The following is a 17,509-nucleotide window of genomic DNA, read 5'->3' on the forward strand; positions in this document are numbered from 1 at the left end:
TTATGAAAAAATTTATTACCAATATTGTTGCCTTTTCAAGCTTATTTTTAGCTGCACAACAGCTTAGCGCTCAAAAAGTAGTGGTAAACCGTGAGGTTGAAACTCAGAAAGATGGCAAAATGCTTTTAGGAAACCAACTGAAAGAGCAGTTTTTAAAAGCTCCTTATGCAGATTGGTATGTAAAAGAGCATGATGAATATGCCCTTGACCAAAAAGCAGTCAGTGAATTGAAAAAAGAGAAAATCGGTACGTATGACATTATTGTTTTCATAGGAACATGGTGTGAAGACAGCCACAGAGATTTTCCAAGACTGATGAAAATATTGGAAGCCGTAAACTATCCGGAAAATAAATTAAACATTATTGCCGTAAACCGTAAGAAAGAATCTCCTACCGGAGATGAAAGTCTTTATAATCTTCAGAAAGTCCCTACCATTATCCTTAGAAGATATGGAAAAGAGATTGGAAGAATTGTAGAAATGCCTACTACAGGCTATATTGAAAGAGATTTAGCTGAAATCCTTAAAAAGAATGATTCGTCTGTCATCAAAGAAATTTTTAAATAGATTTTGAGAAATTATAGAACAATCCTGTCCTTTGCAGCCGGTGCTGGCGCTATGGTACTTCTGTTTTTTGGTCTGAAGTCCTGTCTGAACCTTGGAACTAAAACTGAACAGTCGGATTATTATATCCTGACCAATCAGATTTCCAAGATGAATAAGATGGTGGTGATGGAACAGAATACTTCCAGCATGCAGAAAACCAAAATGGGCTATGAAGTATTCGGGAAAGAAGTTTCCAGCAACAGCATTATTACGTATACAAAGACGAATGCACAGGTTTCTTATGACCTTAATAAAATGAAGATTGAAGTAGATTCTATCAACAAAAAGCTGGTTATTACAGAACTTCCTGATGCTGAGATCAGAATTACTCCGAGTGTTGAGATTCAATCTTTGGATGACTCTTTTATCAACCGTATTTCGGAAAAAGATATTAAGAATGTTACCGCAAAAGCTAAAGAAACGGCAGAAAAATCAATTGATCAGAATCAGTTGAGAAATGAAGGGCGTAAACAGCTGATGGAAAACCTTAATAATGTTTTTGTGTTGGCAAAAGCTCTAAATTATACTATTGAGGATAAAACCGGAAAAATTGGTATTTTAGGACTTTAGGATAAAATATTTCCGTTTGGCAAACACTTTGAATGATAATATCAATATTCTTGAAATTAAAAATTCAAAGTCATGGATACAAGAGGAAACACCAAAAAGAAAGAATCTGCCAATACCGCAGAAACTAAAAAGCAAAATCAGGATTTCCAGAATATTCCTGCTGCTTCAGAAAAGACCAATCCACCTGATATTGACAAGAAAGATATTCAGAAATCTTCAAAGGCCAAATCAGGAAAAATGGATAATACAAAATAACAAAAGAGCTTTTAAAGCTTCTTTACCGTTGAAAAATGAAAAGTTCCGTCTCATACGAGGCGGAACTTTTCTTCTAACTATCTAAATGAACTTTTTGTTTTCTATACAATAGTTGATTTTCCGATCTTTATATTTTCAAAATTATAATATGATTTTTCGGAATATCTGATATGGTCGGCAATAAAACTTCCCACTTCACTTGTTGAGTAATATTGTTTGGTATTAAGATCAACAGTAACATACTTATTCTCAATAGCATGTTCTACCGACTGTCTCAATTTGCTTGCTGCAGCCTGTAAGTTAAGATGATCCAGCATCATTGCCACACTTAAAATAGAAGCAATAGGATTCGCAATTCCTTTTCCTTTAGCCTGAGGATAAGATCCATGAATAGGCTCAAATAGAGCATTTTCCTCACCTATTGAAGCAGACGGAAGCAGTCCGATAGAGCCTCCAATCACGCTCGCTTCATCTGAAATAATATCACCAAACATATTTTCAGTCAAAATAACATCAAAATGTTTAGGATTAAGGATCAGCTGCATGGCGGCATTGTCTACAAACATATAATCAAGCTGTACATCCGGATATTCCGGAGCAATTTCCTGGCATGTTTTTCTCCACAATCTTGAAGTATCCAAAACATTGGCTTTATCAATAAGGGTAAGCTTTTTATTTCTTTTCTGAGCTTCCTGAAACGCCATATGAGCAATCGGAATAATATCTTCACGGCTGTATTTACAGACATCATAAGCATAATTACCTTCCGTATCTGTAAATTTTTCACCAAAATAAATTCCGCTTACCAGTTCTCTGAAAATCTGGATGTCAGCTCCTTCAATAATTTCTCTTTTGAGCGGACTTTTATCAATTAAAGAGGCATAGGTTTTCAAAGGACGGATATTAGCAAACAACCCCAGCTCTTTGCGGAGTTTCAAAAGTCCTTGTTCCGGTCTTACTTTTGCTTCAGGATTATTATCAAAAACCGGATCACCAATGGCTCCGAAAAGTACAGCATCAGATTCTTTACAGATTTTTAACGTCTCTTCTGGTAAAGGGTTTCCTGTCTTGAAAATAGCTTCTGCCCCGATTAACCCATAGTCAAAATGGAATTTACATTGAAAAGCCTCAGCAATAACATCTAATATTTTAATGCTTTCACTGATGATTTCCGGGCCAATCCCATCTCCGGGAAGAACCGCGATTTTAAAATAATTGTTGCTCATTTGTTTTTTGTGTCTTTAGTTCAAAATTTGTGATCGTCTGTTTTCTGCTGATTAAAAAATCAATATCGTCATAGCCGTTCAACAGACATATTTTTTTATAAGAATCAATCTCAAAAGTCTCCGTTGTATCTTTAAAGCTTACTGATTGTAGTTCCACATCAATCGCAATTTCATTGTCAGGATTTTCATTGATTCCTTCTAAAATTTCTTTTAAAAATTCTTCAGAAACTTTTACAGGAAGAAGTCCGTTATTCAAAGCATTTCCTTTGAAAATATCAGCAAAATAACTGGAAATAATCACTTTGAATCCATAATCTGTCAATGACCAGGCTGCATGTTCACGGCTACTTCCACAACCGAAGTTATTTCCTGCAACAAGAATCTCACCACTGAATTTAGGATTGTTTAAAACAAAATCTGGATTGGGTTCTCCTGTATGAATATTGAATCTCCAGTCTCTGAACAGGTTTTCTCCGAAACCTTTTCTGTCTATACTTTTAAGGAATCTTGCCGGAATAATCTGGTCTGTATCTATATTTTCTGCCGGCAATGGAACTGCGCGGGATTTTAAAACAACTAATTTTTGCATGTATTCTACATTGTTAGACTTGAACCACAAAAGTCACAAAAGTTTTTTTCGTCTCAGTTTACTTAAGGATGGATAAAAGAATCCATATAAGAAGTTCGCAAAAGAATGAAAATCAAAAATTTTCATAAAGCTTAAGTGCTCTTTTATGTAAGCAAATGATAACTTCTTCTTACAAACGACACAACCTTTTGTGCCTTTTGTGGTTAAAATAAATTTAAAATTACTTTTAGTTTAAACTTTCAAGGGCTGAAATTTTACCTTCTATCGCTGCTTTTGCTGCAGTAAGAGGGCTGGCAAGAATCGTTCTTGAACCTTGTCCTTGTCTGCCTTCAAAGTTTCTGTTGGAAGTGGAAACACAATATTCACCTTCAGGAATTTTATCATCATTCATCGCCAGACATGCTGAGCATCCCGGCTGACGGATCTGAAATCCTGCATCATTGAATATTTTATCCAAACCTTCCTCATAAATCTGTTTAACAACCTGTTGAGATCCGGGAACAATCAGAGCTTGTACCGCTTCCGATTTGCTTTTCCCTTTAATATAATGGGCTGCAGAACGGAAATCCTCTATTCTTGCATTGGTACAGCTACCTATGAAAACATAATTAACCTTAATGCTGTTAACCGCCTGCCCGGCTTCCAGTCCCATATATTGTAAAGCTTTCTCCTCCGATTCATTCTGTGGGGTTGGGATAACTTCACGGATGGAAATGCCCATTCCCGGGTTGGTACCATAAGTAATCATCGGATAAATATCTGACGCATCAAAACTTAGTTCTTTATCAAAAATAGCTCCTTCATCCGTTTTCAGGGTTTTCCAGTACTCTACTTTTTCCTCCCATTCATCTCCTTCCGGGGCAAATTTTCTTCCCTGAACATATTCAAAAGTTGTTTCATCAGGAGCAATCATTCCCCCTCTGGCACCCATTTCAATGCTCATATTACAGATTGTCATTCTTCCTTCCATCGACATTTCTTCAAATACATTGCCCGCATATTCACAGAAATATCCTGTTCCGCCATCGGTTCCTATTTTTGAAATAATATAAAGAATCACATCTTTGGGCTGAACATTTTCATTCAGTGTACCATTGACCTTAATTCTCATTGATTTTGGCTTGTTAAGCAACAGACATTGGCTGGCAAATACCTGCGCAACCTGGCTTGTCCCAATCCCAAAAGCAATAGTTCCAAATGCACCATGGGTAGATGTGTGGCTGTCACCACAGACAATACTCATTCCCGGCTGGGTAATTCCTAATTCCGGAGCGATGATATGAACGATACCCTGGTATTGATGTCCTAATCCGAAGAGTTCAATATTGCTTTTCTTACAGTTTTCCGTAAGCTGCTCTACCTGATTTCTTGAAAGTTCATCCCTGATAGGCTGTTCCTGCTGCAACGTAGGCACATTGTGATCCGCAGTGGCCACAATCTGTTCCGGTCTGAATACTTCCAGATTTCTGGATTCAAGTTCTGCAAAAGCCTGAGGACTGGTTACCTCATGGATAAGATGTTTGTCTATATAAATAATCTGAGGCCCGTCAGGAATGGTTTCTACCACATGAGCGTCCCATACTTTATCAAAAAGTGTCTTTTTACTGTTGTTCATTTTTACTTTATCTTGATTTACAATCAAACCTATCCTATTTTTCTGCTGAAAGAATCCATCATCAGGCTCAGATCATCATTACATATTTCTTTTTTAAGGTCAGCGATTTTCAAAAATTCCTGGTATAAATAATCAAGCTCATTCTTGGTAACCTCATATCCAATATGCTTGAATCGATACGCCAATGCTGAACGGCCGCTTCTTGCTGTAAGAATAATTGAAGAGGCATTCACTCCTACTTCTGCAGGATCAATGATTTCATAAGTTTCTCTGTTTTTGATCACGCCATCCTGATGAATTCCTGAACTGTGAGCAAAAGCGTTAGCTCCTACAATAGCCTTATTAGGTTGCACAGACATTCCCATCAGATCAGATACCATTGTGCTCATTTCATTCAGCATTCTGGAGTTCACATCTGTATGCAGATTCAAATCTCTGTGCTGTTTCAGGATCATCACGACTTCTTCCAAGGCTGTATTACCCGCTCTTTCTCCCAATCCATTGATCGTACATTCAATCTGGCGGGCTCCATTAATAGCTCCGGAAATAGAATTAGCAGTAGCCAGTCCCAAATCATTATGACAATGGCATGACAGTACTGCTTTTTCAATACCTTTTACATTTTCCCGCAGATATTTTATTTTCTGACCATATTCTTCCGGCAAACAATAGCCTGTTGTATCAGGAATATTCAAAACCGTCGCTCCGGCTTTGATAACAGCTTCACAAACCTGCGCCAGATATTCATTGTCTGTTCTTCCAGCATCTTCAGCGTAAAATTCTACGTCTTCCACATAAGTTTTAGCGTATCTTACAGCTTCGACTGCTCTTTCAACAATATCTTCTCTTGTTGAGTTGAATTTATATTTAATGTGAGAATCTGAAGTTCCGATTCCGGTGTGTATTCTTGGTCTCTTTGCAAACTTCAGTGCCTCTGCCGCTACATCAATATCTTTCTTATTCGCTCTTGTCAGTCCGCATACTTTAGCTTTTTTCACCAGTTTTGAAATTTCTGAAACAGATTCAAAATCTCCCGGACTGGAAATTGGAAATCCCGCTTCAATGATATCAATCCCTAGCTCATCCAGTCTTTCTGCAATAATCAGTTTTTGTTCCGTGTTCAGTTTACATCCCGGAACCTGCTCCCCATCTCTTAGTGTTGTATCAAAAATTTCAATTTTTTCGGAATCCATAAGTGAAGTTTTTTACTTAATTTTGATTCAAAACTACGGGTTGCAATATTTTTTCATTTTCACTTTTTCTGAAAACTACAATATTCAACCGTTGAAAAAACAATCGTATTCATTTATTAATCAGTATTTTAATTTATAAAAATTTACAATGGCAGAATTGCAGAAAGATTTTTTGTTTGTATTGGTAAAGTCATTGACCACCTCTGAAAAACGTCAGTTTAAGTTATATGTGAACCGTCTCGGAATTAATGTAGATGCCAAATTTCTGCTGCTCTTTTCCGAAATGGATAAGATGAAAGAATATGATGAAAGTGTGATTATTGAGAAAAAAATTTCTACCAAACAACAGCTTTCCAACCTTAAAGCTCATCTTTATAAACAGATCCTCGTGAGTCTTCGTATGAACCCAAGTCACCAGAACTATAGAATTCAGCTTCGTGAGCAGCTGGATTTTGCCAATATTCTGTATCAGAAAGGATTGTACAAACAGGCTTTAAAGATATTAGACAAAACCAAGCAGTCTGCACTGGAACTGGATGAAAAAAGTATTGCTTCTGAAATCATCGATCTTGAAAAAGTAATTGAGTCACAATTCATTACCCGGAGTATTGAAGGCCGTGCCGAAGAGCTTATCAAGCAATCCCAGGAAATCAGCAAACAGAACCGCTATACCACAAAACTGTCTAACCTTTCTCTGAAATTATACAGTGAAATGCTTACCCACGGCTATGTAAAAAATGATACAGGCCGGCAGGAAGTGATGGATGTTTTTAATACCCAGATTAAAAATATAAACCCTGAGAAGCTAAATTTCACGGAAAAACTGTGGTATTACAAAGCCCATGTATGGAAAAACCAGCTGTTGCAGGACTACAAATACACCTTGAAATATGCCTATCAATGGGTAGACCTGTTTCATAAAAAACCTGAAATGATCTACAGCCACCCGGTTTGGTACATCAAAGGGAATACTTATCTGTTGAAGATCCTGTTTTTGTATGGAAATATTGATATTCTGGAGGAGCATTTCGCCAATTTTAATAAAATGGTACATGCTGAGAATTTTATTCAGAATGAAAATCTTCAGTCTCTTATTTTTCTTACCCATTACAATACACTAATGAATATTCACTTTGTAAAAGGAGAATTTTTCACAGGAACAAAGCTTATTCCTGAAGTGGAATTAAAAATGGAAAAACTCAGAGAAAGAATAGATGAACACCACTTTATGATTCTCTACCTGAAAATGGCAGCCATGTTCTTCGGCAGTAAAATGTTTGACAAATCTATTGAGTATTCTATGAGAGTCATAGAATCCAAAGGAAATGTACAGGAAGATCTTCTGTTCCATACCAGGATTCTGATCTTAATGGCGAAATATGAATCAGGAAATGATGAAGATTATGATGAGTTTATTGCCTCGACATTGAAGTTCGCAAAAAAAATGAAAAAGCCGGAAGACTTCCATTTTGAAAGCATTCAGTTTTTTAAGAATCTTAATAATCAGGTGTTGAATCAAAGACAGAAAGCCTTTGAAAGTTTTGATAAAAAGCTGGAAGAATTTTCTAATAACGAATATTACAGACGTTCATTATTTTATATTGACATCCATGGATGGATCAAGTCTAAAGTTCAGAATGTAGATGTAATTGAAATCATCAAACAGAAAGTAAAGTATAAAAGAAAACATTAAATAAAAATATATAAATACATATTATTAAACAACTTAACAAACTTCACTTAATCTGAAATTTAACATTAAAAATAGCTAGTTTACTTAAAAAAATAACCTCCCGCAGATTGAACTGATTTCGCTGATGACATAAAAATCTGCTTGACCTGCTCTATCTGCGAGAGAATAAAATCATCTTAAATATTCTAAACGCAATATTTATTTGTACATATTTTCTATAAAATTCAATGCATTTTTATGACTGATCTTTTCTGCCAGTTCAGATGAAAACCGCTCTTCAATTTCTTTATTGATTGCCGGGTATACAGAAGCATTGGAATGTTCAGGAAAGAAAAAAGGATGACGGGATGTGTCCGGATGATCTTTCCAGTAAAAATAATCTGCCCCATAGGCTATGCTGTCTTCACCACCAAGATCTAGTGCGTATTGGATATGCTCGTAAAGTCTTTCCGGATTGTCAATATCAACATAATCTTTGATAAAATTCAGGCCAATCAATCCTTTTCTGTTAATCACTTCCTTCGCCAGTTCATCAGGAAGATTCCTGTTGTTTTTGTAAACGGTTCTATAATTGGAATGGCTTGCCAGAATAGGAATTGAGTAATTTCTTTGATCAATATAAGTAAAAATATCATAAGCCAGCTGATCACTTGTGTGGGCCAAATCGATAGCGATTTTCCGGTCAGAAATATAATCAATCAGCACTTTTCCATCGTCTTTCAAGCCAGCCGTAGCATTATTTCCACCTCCGAAGCGGTTTTCCAGATGATGGGTAATTCCTATATAAAAGACTTTTTCAGTATTTTCAATAATTGTCTCCAGGTTTTTGAATCCTGATTCCAGACTTTGGTTTTCATCACAGAAAGCAGATGCGTTTTCAATAGAAGCAATGACTCCAACCTTGTTTTTATTTGGAACTTCATTGTTATCATTGTTAAAAAGGAAAAAATTCTCGCTTTTAATAAGCTTTGAAAACAATTTGCTTTGTTCCAGTCCGTGAACCGTACTATTGGCTCCTGTTCCTGCATACATCGCCATGATCTGAAGTTTTACATTTCCGTCCTGTAAATAAGGCAGTGAACAGCCGAGTTCTTTATCATCAAGCGCGGAATCTGATCTTAAAAGGTAATAGAGAAGATCACAATGTAAATCGATGTTTATCCTACTCATAGGGATTGTAGTTTTTGAAGTTTAATATTTATTGGATTTTAATTGAATAAGGTCATTGTATTTCAGAGATTTATAAAAAAGAAGAGTAAAATTTCTGTTCTTTCTATTTTAAACCTTTATTTATTGTATCAATATCCTGTATTCATCGGATTAAGATATTACTTTTAATCTTCTAAAACTTATATTTTTATTCTTTTACTAAGATTTAAAATTTCTATTACTTTTTTCTGAGCCTACTTAATAAAGAAGACCGGTAAAGTGGTGAATTCCAGTCATGCTAAAGGAATAAAAGTGTCAGAATTATTTTCTGAGAACACCCCAATATAAAGTTTATGGCTTCTAAACGGTAAAAATCTTTCTATTTTCGATATTAATTCTCATTCTAAATACAGACGGATGTAGTATTTTATCTAAAAAATGCGTATTTTTGCCTCTTAAAATTTCTTAGTAAACAATGATAAAAATTACACTTCCAGACAATAGTGTCAAAGAATTCGAGGGAGCAGTGACTCCTCTAGATGTGGCAAAATCTATAAGCGAGGGATTGGCTAGAAACACCATTTCCGCAATTGTTAATGACAAACAAGTAGAAATAACCACACCTATAACCACGGATTCTACGGTACAACTATTGACCTGGAATGATGATCTTGGAAAGAAGGCTTTCTGGCACTCTTCTGCCCACCTTTTGGCGCAGGCTATCCTTGATTTTTATCCTAATGCTAAGCTGACCATTGGTCCTGCTATTGAAAGCGGGTTCTACTATGATGTAGATTTCGGGGATGAAAGCTTATCTGAAAAAGATTTTGAAAAGATTGAGAAAAAGATCTTAGAAAACGCGAAGAAAGGTTCTACATTCTCTCTTTATCCGGTTTCTAAAGAAGATGCCTTAAAGACTTATGCAGATAATCCTTACAAAGTAGAATTGATCTCTAATCTTAATGATGGAGAAATCACTTTTGTAACGCATGATAATTTCACAGACTTATGTCGTGGTGGTCACATTCCGAATACAGGAATTGTAAAAGCGGTTAAAATTTTAAATGCAGCAGGAGCTTACTGGAGAGGAAGCGAAAAGAACCCTCAATTGACAAGAGTATATGGTATTTCTTTCCCTAAGCAGAAAGATCTTACTGAATATCTTGAAAGATTGGAAGAAGCTAAAAGAAGAGACCACAGAAAATTAGGTAAAGAACTTGGAATTTTTGCATTCTCTGAAAAAGTAGGTGCCGGGTTACCGCTTTGGTTGCCAAAAGGAACTGCTTTAAGAAGAAAATTGGAGAATTTCCTTTCAGAAGCTCAGAAAAAAGGAGGATATGAGTTTGTAATGTCTCCACACATTGGAGCAAAAGAACTATATGTAACTTCAGGACACTGGGATAAATATGGAGCAGACAGCTTCCAGCCAATCAAAACTCCGAATGAAGGAGAAGAATTCTTATTGAAGCCAATGAACTGTCCTCACCACTGTGAAATTTACAAGACTTCACAATGGAGCTACAGAGATTTGCCTAAGAGATATGCAGAATTCGGTACAGTATACAGATATGAGCAAAGTGGAGAACTTCACGGCTTAACAAGAGTTCGTGGATTTACTCAGGATGATGCCCACCTTTTCTGTACTCCGGATCAGCTTTCTGAAGAATTTGAAAAAGTAATTGATTTGACTCTTTATGTTTTCAAATCATTAGGTTTTGAAGATTTTGTAACTCAGGTATCTTTAAGAGATCCTGAAAACAGAGAAAAATATATCGGTTCTGATGAAAATTGGGAGAAAGCAGAAAGCGCTATTATCAATGCAGCTCAGAAGAAAGGGTTAAAAACAGTTGTAGAATATGGAGAAGCAGCATTCTATGGTCCTAAACTAGACTTCATGGTGAAAGATGCTTTAGGAAGAAAATGGCAGCTTGGAACAATCCAGGTAGATTATAACCTTCCGGAAAGATTTGATCTTCATTATATCGGAAATGATAATGAAAAACACAGACCGGTAATGATCCACAGAGCACCATTTGGTTCTATGGAACGTTTCATCGCTATTTTGCTGGAAAACACAGCAGGTGATTTCCCATTATGGCTGAGCCCGGAACAGTTTATTATTCTACCAATCAGTGAAAAATACGTAGATTATTCAAAAAAAGTTTCACAATTTTTAGAAAATCACGATATTAGCGGTCAGATTGATGACAGAAACGAGAAAACGGGTAAAAAGATCCGTGATGCTGAATTGAATAAGATTCCTTTCATGCTTGTAGTAGGAGAAAATGAAGAAAAAGAAGAAACGATTTCTGTAAGAAGACGTGGAGAAGGAGATCTTGGAGTGATGAAACTGGAGGATTTCGTTGCTTACTTTAAAAAAGAAGCAGCCATATAATTTAAGATTAAAAGATTGAAGGATTCAAGGTTTATATAATAACGGAATCTTTCAATTTTTAAATATTTGAATCAATTAAATTAAGTAATTAACCAATAAAATTATAATACAATAGCACAAAGATTTAACAACAGGGGCCCACAAAGACGTCCTGTACAGGAGGACTTACACTTGATCAACGATAAAATTCGTGTGAGAGAGCTTCGTTTGGTGGGCGATAACGTAGAGCCAGGAATTTATCCAATTGACAAAGCAAGACAAATTGCTGCGGATCAGGAATTGGATTTAGTAGTAATTTCTGATAAGGCCGAACCTTTTATTGCAAGAATATTAGAATACAAGAAATTCTTATATGAGCAAAAGAAAAAACAGAAGGAACTGAAAGCTAAGCAAGTAAAAGTGGTTGTAAAAGAGATCCGTTTCGGACCTCAGACAGATGACCATGATTATGAATTCAAAAAGAAGCATGCTGAAAAATTCCTTGAAGAAGGTTCTAAGCTAAAAACCTACGTATTTTTTAAAGGACGTTCGATTATCTTTAAGGATCAGGGAGAAATTTTGCTTTTAAAACTTGCTCAGGAATTAGAGCATGTAGGTAAAGTAGACCAGCTTCCTAAACTTGAAGGAAAAAGGATGATTATGATGATGAGTCCTAAAAAACCAGCAAAATAATTAAGTCATTATTTTACATATAAAACCTCAAAGTAATTTGAGGTTTTTTATTTTAATATTTTCATGGAAAAAAGCTGAGTCAGGCTATTAACGCCTCACTTTCTAAAAGAGATTTGCTACCCTTCAAAATCACCACAGTCGTGTTCTTTGAAAAGAGGCAATGCCTTTTTAGTTGTAAAGTATCTGGATATTCTTTTGTTACTTAATTCCAGTTTTTGACCTTCTACCACTACTTCATAGACAGGCGCTTTATCTATTTGCGTTACAATATAAGTTCTTTCCGGTGTTTTTAGAATCGTTTTGTTTCCTTCATTAGAGAATGAGAAATCACGGATCTCAAAGGTATCCTTATCATCACAGACGTTTGTCCATAATATTGTATTCTTTGTGATGGATAAGCTTGTTAAATCGCATGAATAGCAGTTACCAGAGAATTCTATACCATATTTCTCGTACACATTTGTACTTTTGCTATTCAATAGATCAATAGGAACCAGCTCTGAAAGCTCACCCGGTATCTCAGATTTTGATTTATCATTTTTTTCCGGACCAAAGGTAGAAACCGGAGTTGTTTGCACATCAGTAGAAGCCACTTTATCCACTTTTTTCTCTGTCGAAGGTGAACAGGAAGCCAGCAAGGTGATTACCACAGAAAGGCTGATTATTACGTTTTTCATTTTTATAAAATAATTTTACAATACTTTAATTTTCGTTTGGTAAAATTGTCCAAATTCTGCCATTCAATATATCCCTGATTTCAGCCATTTATTCCCTATATCAGGCAGTTTTGTTGGTATCTGTATTGAATACCAATACATTTGCTTAAAAATATAAAAAATGAAAGTTTTACATCAATTCTTTATATCATCTATGGTTGTTTTTGTGGGATGCAATCAACAGAATAAAACAACAGAAACAAACAAAGTAGAAACTGAAGTTAAGCAAAAAACAATAACACTCGCTGATTTCAAAAAAATAAAAGGGGTAGATAATGTGCATGATGTACCCTTTGAGTTATTTACCAAGCTTGATTCTATACAATTTTTTGCGACTCCGAGTAAAGAGGCTGCTCATTTGAAAATAGCTTACAATAAATTCGATAATTATTACGGATTTGAAGAGTTTGATGACTTCTACTCTATTCATTACAGCATTAATAATAACATTTCGAACAGCATTGAAGCATTTGTCCTAAAATCAGAATTCACTCCGGCATTTGAACTTACTTTAAAAGGTGCGGATCTTTATGAGATCAGAAGCAGCACATTTAAAGAATCTAGTGATTTTAAGAATAAATCTTTTAAAAAATTTGGCACCATTGCTGAGATCTCAGAGCAGGAATTTCAAGCAAACTCAAAAAATAAAATAGGTGAAGCATTGGTAAAAAATCCGAATATAAAATTGCAGGACGGTAACTGGATATACACCGAAAATGACAGAAAAGAAGTCATTACACAACATGAAAATATCTCTACAGAAACCGGACCGCTTGGTAATGAATATGTAGGACGGTCACCTTACTTAAACCTTGAGGTTTTCAAAGAAAGCTCTGATGAAGTCGTAGATTCTTTCTATTCTTTTTACAGTATAAAGAATGCAGTGATGTTTGAACTGGGTACAGAAGGCTATCCACAAATTCTTCCTACTAAAGGCTGGGTTACTTCTGTCTCATCTAATAATGATGTGGGGAGTAATTTTGTTATTGCTAAATATTTTCCACAAACGAAAAAACAGGACAATCTTTTGTATGTGAATTTTACGAGCTTCAAAATAGCTGATAATAAAAAGGCATTCTGGACGGATAACGATACATTTTATGCCGAAGTCTATCCGCTTAATTCAGCTTCAGCTAATGGTAAAAAGCAAAAAACAGCTTACATAAAGATTCAATTGAAAGCTGATTTGTTTTAGACTATTTATTGTAGCTGATATAAAAACCCCTGAAACCAGCCAGTGCATATGGCTTTAAAGTCTAATATCTTTGCTGTAATAATTTAAAGAGATACAATGAAAAAATTAAGCTTGACAATTCTTTTTTGTTTACTAAGTTTTATAACTTTTGCACAATCGCTGAAAGTGGTTATTAAACAGGATGGAAAGGTAATTGAGCCTGTAAATGATGTTTATGACCTGAAAAAATCGACTTTCCAATTTGAAATTATGTCTTCAAATCTGGAAGGGTTCTTAGTGGGAGCCACTACAAATAAAGATATTTATGCGGGTGCTCTGGGCGTTTTGAACACCGAGGTTGCGTGGTTTCAGAATACGGGTATGGCGGAGGAATTGTACAATAAAGACAAAGAAATGTTTCTGATGGATTCAGCGCCTTCGTATTGGTATTATACTGATGCGAAAGATCACAGATTTGATAAAAATCCTAAAGGTAATGCCAAACAATGGACGGCTACCCGTACTATTACCAGGTTTTATGATATCATGGTAGATCAGCCTATTGCTTTAAAGGATTTTAACGGCAGAGTTTTCATATTAATGTACGAGCCTGTATATAATGATGAATATGATTTAGTAGGAAAGAAAAACCTGTTCCAGGCTGCTTTAAGGTTCAAAGATTAATACATACACACCCAATTATTTGATTATATAAAAAAAGGTCTGCTTTTACGATGTAAGCAGGCCTTTTTGTTGGATGAATATTTTATTCGATAATCAAACCGTATTCTATTGCCAGTTTAATGGCGGAACTAAGATTAGAGGTCTGAAATTTCTCAATAAGGTTTTTTCTGTGACTTTCTACGGTGTGCGGACTGATAAAGAGCTTTTCTGCCATTTGATTGGTTGTAAGCCCCTTTGCTGCTTCGGCTAAAATTTCCTTTTCTCTTCGGGTCAGTTTCGGAACCTGATGCAATCCATTTACGGTTTTTTTATCAAGAACAGACTTGGTTTGCGAGCATAAAAATGGGTTACCAGCATATACAGTGGTGATTCCTTCAATAATTTCAGAAACGGAAGCATTCTTCTGAATGTATCCCAAAGCGCCTTCAGCCAGAGTACTGTTAATGACAGGCAGTTCATTGTGAACACTAAGTATAATAATCTGCAGATTCCCATACTTTTTCTTTAAAGGTTTTATCAGTTCGATGCTGTTGATATCTACTAGATTGATGTCCAGCAGCAAAATATCGACCGCTTGTTTTGCCAGGCCTGCATTCATTTCAGAAACGTTTCTGAAACAGTCTACAACATCTATCGTATCACTGTTTCCTAGAATATTTTTCAACCCCTCTAAGAGAAGCGGATGATCGTCTGTTATGGCTACTTTTATCATGTTTAATGAATAGGGATTTGAAGTTCTATACTGGTGCCAATATTCAATTCGGAGGTGATATTCATCGTTCCTTTTAAAAACTGGACTCTTAATTCTATGTTGTGGAAACCTGCTGTTTTTCTTACGTCTAAACCTGTAGGGTCAAAACCTTTTCCGTTGTCTTCTACCGTTAGATTCAATAGATTGTCTTCTTCGCTTATCTGAACAATAATTTCTGAAGTATCAGCATGTTTTATGGCATTGTTAACCAGCTCCTGAATGATCCTGTAGATAATCAGTTGCTTTTCCTTTGATATTGAATTACTGTAATTAATAAATTCGGTATGGATCTCTAGTGCGTTATTGGATATACGGGAAGCAAACTCCTGAATGGCTACTTCCAATCCATATTTCGTTAATAAATCAGGCATTAAATTATGCGCTACCCTTCTTAACTCTTCTACCGCATCATCAATCTGGTCAATCGATTTTGAAATTCCTTCTTCTATATTTTCAGATTGATGTGGGTTTAAATAAGACAGTTGATGTTTCGTTCCTGAAAGCAGTCCTCCCAATCCGTCATGAAGATCACGGGCAAGACGGCCACGCTCCTGCTCCTGCCCTTCAAGCAATGCGGTAAGCGTAGATATTTTTGATTTTTGTTTCTCTTGTTCCATGGCTAAAGCATGCAGCTCGTCTCTTCGTTTAATAGACTTTGCACGCTGTTTATAAGCATAAAGCAATAAGAGGATCAGAACAATAAAAAAGGTAATAAAAAAAATGTAGTAGGTATTGATCTTTTCTTTGAATGCCAACAGCTTTTTAAAGTTGTTAATATCATTATTCTTCTGCTGGGTTTCCAGTTTTGCCAAACGAAGCTGCTGTTCTTTTTTCTCCGATTCAAGTTCTGAAAATTTCAAGCGTTCACGCTGATTTTCTTCTACCAGTTTTAAGTTATTGTAAACCTGTTCGCGTTGTGCACGAAGTATATTTATCAACCTGATTTCCTGCGCTTTTTTATCACTTTCCAGCTGGAGTTTTATGTATTTCTGCTCCTGACGTTCTTTATCAAACTGAGATTCCAGCCTTTTGGTAATATCCAGTTTTTCCTGGTCATAAACACTTTTGTATTTATCTACGTAACTTTTATAATACGTCAGTGCTTCTTTGTAATTTCCCTGCTCTTCGCTGATTCTGGATAGAGATTCAAGGATAGACAATTCTATCATATGATTTCTTACCGGACTTTTCCCAATTTCCATAGAAGCTTTCAGAAAATAAGACTTAGCTAAATCATAATTTTTATCCTGTAATGCCAATTCTGCTAAAATCCCAAATGAAGAAGCAATGTGAATAGCATCGCCGACTTCAAGACTCACCTTATTAGCGAGCTGGGCATATTGCATTGCCTTATTACTGTCAAACCCTGTATATAAATTCGCTAAATTGATGGCAGCATATGAAAGGCTATTTCCGCTAAGCATAACATCTTTGTTTTTATTGAAAGTAGCAATAGCCTGTAAATAATACTGTTCTGTTTTAGTTCGAAACATTGTATTGGATGGATCCTGTGTATATTTTTGTTCATATACGTACCCCATCCGCATGTAAGCATCAAAGATAAGATTGGGATCATTTTGTTTGGAAGCTAACAATAGAAATTGCTTGCTGTATTTTTCTTCCAGCTGATATTCATTCAGGTCAGAATAAATGGCAGATAATTCTTTGGCTGCATTACCCAATCTTCCATATAGTGTGGAAGTGGTTGGTGAGTTTTCATAATATTTGATCGCTTTCAGGTAAGCGGCAACCGCATCGGTTGTTTTATTATTACGGGTCAGAATCCAGCCTTTTGCATATTCTACATAGCCTTTTGCTTCATTGCTATTTGTTTTTAAACTATATGCCTTTGCTATGTCAAGACTTTTTGAAGACTCGGCTGTTTTGTTATCCAGTCGATAATTCATAGCTAGTACAGCATACAAAATAGTGGCATATTTCCCATCCGCCTGTTTTGCAGCAATGGAAATATTGGTTTCTAAAATCTGGTAAGATTTAGGTTTAAGGTTATGAAAAAATAAGGCAGTCGCGTATTTGGGAGCCAGATTGAGTTGTTCTACCGTATTGTTTGCTGCATGGCTGTATTCTTTTTCTAATTTGCTTAAAACATTCTGTGCCTGAACAAAAAACGGACAAATAAGTAAAATAAATATAAATAATAACCTGTACATCAAACCCTTATCTTTATTAAATTGCATTCCATTAAGGAGCGTAAATATAGG

16 protein-coding genes are annotated in these 17,509 nt (G+C 35.6%); 8 read left to right on the forward strand and 8 right to left on the reverse strand.

Going from position 1 to position 17,509, the window contains the following annotated elements; genetic code table 11:
• Positions 1-2: 2 nt before the first annotated feature.
• The 3 genes from GFU89_RS03950 (at position 3) to GFU89_RS03960 (ending at position 1,430) form a co-directional block, all read left to right on the forward strand.
• Positions 3-566 carry a thioredoxin gene (locus GFU89_RS03950; protein ID WP_318845909.1) on the forward strand — a complete coding sequence of 188 codons (564 nt, stop codon included), beginning with the start codon at positions 3-5 and terminating at the stop codon, positions 564-566.
• 3 nt (positions 567-569) lie between these two features.
• Positions 570-1,175: a DUF4230 domain-containing protein gene (locus tag GFU89_RS03955; RefSeq protein ID WP_047422912.1), complete on the forward strand. Its 606-nt coding sequence runs from the start codon at positions 570-572 to the stop codon at positions 1,173-1,175.
• 72 nt (positions 1,176-1,247) lie between these two features.
• The gene (locus GFU89_RS03960; protein WP_318845910.1) at positions 1,248-1,430 is read left to right on the forward strand and encodes a hypothetical protein; all 183 of its coding nucleotides are present in this window, start codon (positions 1,248-1,250) and stop codon (positions 1,428-1,430) included.
• 101 nt (positions 1,431-1,531) lie between these two features.
• Here the strand turns inward: GFU89_RS03960 and leuB are convergent, their stop codons facing one another.
• From leuB to GFU89_RS03980, 4 genes are all read right to left on the reverse strand, one after another.
• The gene (gene leuB, locus GFU89_RS03965; RefSeq protein ID WP_318845911.1) at positions 1,532-2,656 is read right to left on the reverse strand and encodes a 3-isopropylmalate dehydrogenase; all 1,125 of its coding nucleotides are present in this window, start codon (positions 2,654-2,656) and stop codon (positions 1,532-1,534) included.
• Positions 2,637-3,245: a 3-isopropylmalate dehydratase small subunit gene (gene leuD, locus GFU89_RS03970; RefSeq protein WP_142716870.1), complete on the reverse strand. Its 609-nt coding sequence runs from the start codon at positions 3,243-3,245 to the stop codon at positions 2,637-2,639. The genes leuB and leuD overlap by 20 nt, the downstream gene beginning before the upstream one ends.
• 226 nt (positions 3,246-3,471) lie before the next feature.
• Positions 3,472-4,860 carry a 3-isopropylmalate dehydratase large subunit gene (leuC, locus tag GFU89_RS03975; protein ID WP_318845912.1) on the reverse strand — a complete coding sequence of 463 codons (1,389 nt, stop codon included), beginning with the start codon at positions 4,858-4,860 and terminating at the stop codon, positions 3,472-3,474.
• Between the two features lie 29 nt (positions 4,861-4,889).
• The gene (locus GFU89_RS03980) at positions 4,890-6,053 is read right to left on the reverse strand and encodes a 2-isopropylmalate synthase (protein ID WP_318845913.1); all 1,164 of its coding nucleotides are present in this window, start codon (positions 6,051-6,053) and stop codon (positions 4,890-4,892) included.
• A gap of 148 nt (positions 6,054-6,201) precedes the next feature.
• Between GFU89_RS03980 and GFU89_RS03985 the strand changes: the two genes are divergently transcribed.
• On the forward strand, positions 6,202-7,746 hold the full coding sequence (locus GFU89_RS03985) for a hypothetical protein (protein ID WP_318845914.1): 1,545 nt from the start codon (positions 6,202-6,204) through the stop codon (positions 7,744-7,746).
• A 198-nt stretch (positions 7,747-7,944) separates the two neighbouring features.
• Here GFU89_RS03985 and GFU89_RS03990 read toward each other — a convergent pair whose 3' ends face one another.
• The gene (locus GFU89_RS03990; RefSeq protein ID WP_318845915.1) at positions 7,945-8,916 is read right to left on the reverse strand and encodes a dipeptidase; all 972 of its coding nucleotides are present in this window, start codon (positions 8,914-8,916) and stop codon (positions 7,945-7,947) included.
• Positions 8,917-9,370: 454 nt separating this feature from the next.
• On the opposite strand from GFU89_RS03990, the gene thrS reads away from it, so the two are divergent.
• Positions 9,371-11,290, forward strand: coding sequence for a threonine--tRNA ligase (gene thrS / locus GFU89_RS03995; RefSeq protein ID WP_318845916.1), 1,920 nt, complete (start codon positions 9,371-9,373; stop codon positions 11,288-11,290).
• Positions 11,291-11,461: 171 nt separating this feature from the next.
• The gene (gene infC, locus GFU89_RS04000) at positions 11,462-11,962 is read left to right on the forward strand and encodes a translation initiation factor IF-3 (protein ID WP_185097810.1); all 501 of its coding nucleotides are present in this window, start codon (positions 11,462-11,464) and stop codon (positions 11,960-11,962) included.
• 116 nt (positions 11,963-12,078) lie between these two features.
• Here infC and GFU89_RS04005 read toward each other — a convergent pair whose 3' ends face one another.
• Entirely contained in the window at positions 12,079-12,639 is a 561-nt protein-coding gene (locus GFU89_RS04005) for a hypothetical protein (protein ID WP_318845917.1), read from the reverse strand.
• A gap of 160 nt (positions 12,640-12,799) precedes the next feature.
• Here GFU89_RS04005 and GFU89_RS04010 point away from each other — a divergent pair, with 160 nt between their 5' ends.
• On the forward strand, positions 12,800-13,873 hold the full coding sequence (locus GFU89_RS04010; protein ID WP_318845918.1) for a resolvase: 1,074 nt from the start codon (positions 12,800-12,802) through the stop codon (positions 13,871-13,873).
• 96 nt (positions 13,874-13,969) lie between these two features.
• Positions 13,970-14,536 carry a hypothetical protein gene (locus GFU89_RS04015; RefSeq protein WP_318845919.1) on the forward strand — a complete coding sequence of 189 codons (567 nt, stop codon included), beginning with the start codon at positions 13,970-13,972 and terminating at the stop codon, positions 14,534-14,536.
• Positions 14,537-14,618: 82 nt separating this feature from the next.
• Here GFU89_RS04015 and GFU89_RS04020 read toward each other — a convergent pair whose 3' ends face one another.
• Together GFU89_RS04020 and GFU89_RS04025 are read right to left on the reverse strand one after the other, a co-directional pair.
• Positions 14,619-15,248 carry a response regulator transcription factor gene (locus tag GFU89_RS04020; protein WP_318845920.1) on the reverse strand — a complete coding sequence of 210 codons (630 nt, stop codon included), beginning with the start codon at positions 15,246-15,248 and terminating at the stop codon, positions 14,619-14,621.
• Between the two features lie 2 nt (positions 15,249-15,250).
• Positions 15,251-17,458 carry an ATP-binding protein gene (locus tag GFU89_RS04025; protein ID WP_318845921.1) on the reverse strand — a complete coding sequence of 736 codons (2,208 nt, stop codon included), beginning with the start codon at positions 17,456-17,458 and terminating at the stop codon, positions 15,251-15,253.
• Positions 17,459-17,509: the final 51 nt, after the last annotated feature.

Origin of the sequence: Chryseobacterium sp. JV558, from assembly GCF_033712365.1 — a bacterium.
Taxonomy (GTDB): Bacteria; Bacteroidota; Bacteroidia; order Flavobacteriales; family Weeksellaceae; genus Chryseobacterium.

Excerpts from the sequence above, each read along its gene's own strand:
- GFU89_RS03950 (WP_318845909.1), top strand. The coding sequence starts at position 3 with ATGAAAAAATTTATTACCAATATTGTTGCCTTTTCAAGCTTATTTTTA.
- GFU89_RS03960 (WP_318845910.1), top strand. The coding sequence starts at position 1,248 with ATGGATACAAGAGGAAACACCAAAAAGAAAGAATCTGCCAATACCGCA.
- leuB (WP_318845911.1), bottom strand. The coding sequence starts at position 2,656 with ATGAGCAACAATTATTTTAAAATCGCGGTTCTTCCCGGAGATGGGATT.
- leuD (WP_142716870.1), bottom strand. The coding sequence starts at position 3,245 with ATGCAAAAATTAGTTGTTTTAAAATCCCGCGCAGTTCCATTGCCGGCA.
- leuC (WP_318845912.1), bottom strand. The coding sequence starts at position 4,860 with ATGAACAACAGTAAAAAGACACTTTTTGATAAAGTATGGGACGCTCAT.
- GFU89_RS03980 (WP_318845913.1), bottom strand. The coding sequence starts at position 6,053 with ATGGATTCCGAAAAAATTGAAATTTTTGATACAACACTAAGAGATGGG.
- GFU89_RS03985 (WP_318845914.1), top strand. The coding sequence starts at position 6,202 with ATGGCAGAATTGCAGAAAGATTTTTTGTTTGTATTGGTAAAGTCATTG.
- GFU89_RS03990 (WP_318845915.1), bottom strand. The coding sequence starts at position 8,916 with ATGAGTAGGATAAACATCGATTTACATTGTGATCTTCTCTATTACCTT.
- thrS (WP_318845916.1), top strand. The coding sequence starts at position 9,371 with ATGATAAAAATTACACTTCCAGACAATAGTGTCAAAGAATTCGAGGGA.
- GFU89_RS04005 (WP_318845917.1), bottom strand. The coding sequence starts at position 12,639 with ATGAAAAACGTAATAATCAGCCTTTCTGTGGTAATCACCTTGCTGGCT.
- GFU89_RS04010 (WP_318845918.1), top strand. The coding sequence starts at position 12,800 with ATGAAAGTTTTACATCAATTCTTTATATCATCTATGGTTGTTTTTGTG.
- GFU89_RS04015 (WP_318845919.1), top strand. The coding sequence starts at position 13,970 with ATGAAAAAATTAAGCTTGACAATTCTTTTTTGTTTACTAAGTTTTATA.
- GFU89_RS04020 (WP_318845920.1), bottom strand. The coding sequence starts at position 15,248 with ATGATAAAAGTAGCCATAACAGACGATCATCCGCTTCTCTTAGAGGGG.
- GFU89_RS04025 (WP_318845921.1), bottom strand. The coding sequence starts at position 17,458 with ATGTACAGGTTATTATTTATATTTATTTTACTTATTTGTCCGTTTTTT.